1 protein-coding gene is annotated in these 1994 nt (G+C 46.4%); it reads left to right on the top strand.

Features of this window, described 5'->3' with window-relative positions:
• Nucleotides 1-1994 (top strand): autotransporter outer membrane beta-barrel domain-containing protein (locus tag F4V45_RS09520; RefSeq protein ID WP_170235228.1); only part of this gene is annotated, 1994 nt, incomplete at both ends.

Raw genomic sequence — 1994 nt, 5'->3', positions numbered from 1 at the left:
ACTGCCCCATATAAACGGGGGGGGGGGGGGGAATCTTGTAGATTCTAGCCCTAAATCTACTCAAACCAAACCTACCCGCTTGAGCCTAAGCCTAGCGTGCTTTTTCACGCTAGGTGCTATGATGATTACACCAGATTGTGCAGAGGCAGCCGATCGACCTAAAGTGCAGTGGAGTAACGGAGGCACTGGAGGTGCTTTTGGTTGGGAGCGGATTGGGGGTAAATGGGCATTGACCTATAAGACCGGATCACAACTTGGCGGATATATACAGAATGTGGAAGCATATTTACAAGAAAGGACAGACCAAACCCCACTAGGTTTCGTATCCACCAGAGTTGGCGGACGATTTCTCTGGGAAGGACAAGTTAAGGTGAATGAGAACACCTGGTATGATGTCAATATCGGCAACTCCACATTCAATACAATCATAGCGCGAGGCTATCTTATGAGCCAGATTACTGGCAGGGATAATCCAAGCACCATAGGCACTATTGTTAATTCAGTCAAGCGTCTAGCGCTCGAAGCACAAGGTAATGGCACAATCACTATTGACAACTTTTATCAACAAGATGGATATTACAAAGATCAAGGGCAAACCAGCGAAGTAGTCATACAAGATAATGGTCTTGCTGGTATAGTTATCAAAAACCTCAACCAATCTGGTGGCAGTGTCTATCAAAAAGGTGGTAGCGTGGGTAACGCCACCATAACCAGCGGACACTACTACCAAGGCTATGGACCTAGTGGCGATGGCTACGCACCAGTAGGCGATGGCGGACAGATAAGCACGCTCAGTCTCCAAGGCGGTGCATTCTCTCAATACAATGGCACAATTACCAACGCCACGCTAGATTTTGGTAGCCTGACGCAAAATAATGGCACGATAAGCGCACTGACGCAAAACAGCGGAGCTTTCACCCAAGCAGGCGGCACCACCAATACCGCTACGCTCAACAACGGCAATTTCACGCAAAATAATGGAACAACCACTACCCTTACCCAAAATGGTGGTAATCTCACCCAAAATGGTGGGCAAATCAATACCCTAGATCAGCACAGCGGCACTGCCACCCAAACAGGCGGCACAATCACTGCACTCAATCTCTATGGAGGTGTATTCACTCATCAAGGCGGCACACTTAACAATGTCGTGCTTAAAGCTGGCGGCAGTGGCAGCACATTTGACAATAGATCAAATATCGCTATTGCCAAGATTACCCAAGAGTATGGTAAGCATACTATCTATGGCAAGGTTACTGATTTTACCCTAAATGGTGGCACCATAACCAACAACGGCGAAATCACCAAGCTAACAGCTGTTGATAATACGAGCAACAAATACATCACCAATAACAAGAAAATAGGCACACTTACCCTAGAATCTGAAGCAAGTATCACAAATAATGCAGGCGGCACTATTGATACACTAGAGGTTAATAAAGGCAACTCCACCATAAACACTCTAACAGGTGTAGCACAGAATCCAACCTCAAAGCTCTCTAGCATAGACATAAAACAAGGTGCTGCTTCGCTACGGGTCGATACCCTAAGCGTAGGACTCGATGGTAATACTGCTATTAAAAGAGTGGAGATCAATAAGGGTAATGGGGGAGGGACAAACAAAGAGTTTGCTGTCAATACCGTGCAAATCAACTACATCAATGGCACTTTTGACCCAAGCAAACCTATCAGTAACCGGCTCAAAGACTATGTAACCAATGGGAGCGAGAACTACCTTGTCCAAGGGGAGGTTACTTTCAAGCCTAGCCCACAACTAGATGGTATAGGGATTGAATTTGGCAGCGATGGCACCCCGCATTTCGATCTTGATCGCTCCATTGCTGCAAGCATGACAAGCGTAGTAGTCCGCCAATCTATGCGACGAAAAATGCTTATAGACACCTATCTCGCAGAACAAAACAGAAGAAGCTTGAAAAACAAAGAGCGCAGAACCAAGCAGCGCATAGAAGCAGCCACTCTAGCAGATGCAAGAG

Origin of the sequence: Helicobacter canis, from assembly GCF_008693005.1 — a bacterium.
GTDB lineage: Bacteria > Campylobacterota > Campylobacteria > Campylobacterales > Helicobacteraceae > Helicobacter_B > Helicobacter_B canis.
This window is presented reverse-complemented; position numbering and strand designations above follow the sequence as displayed.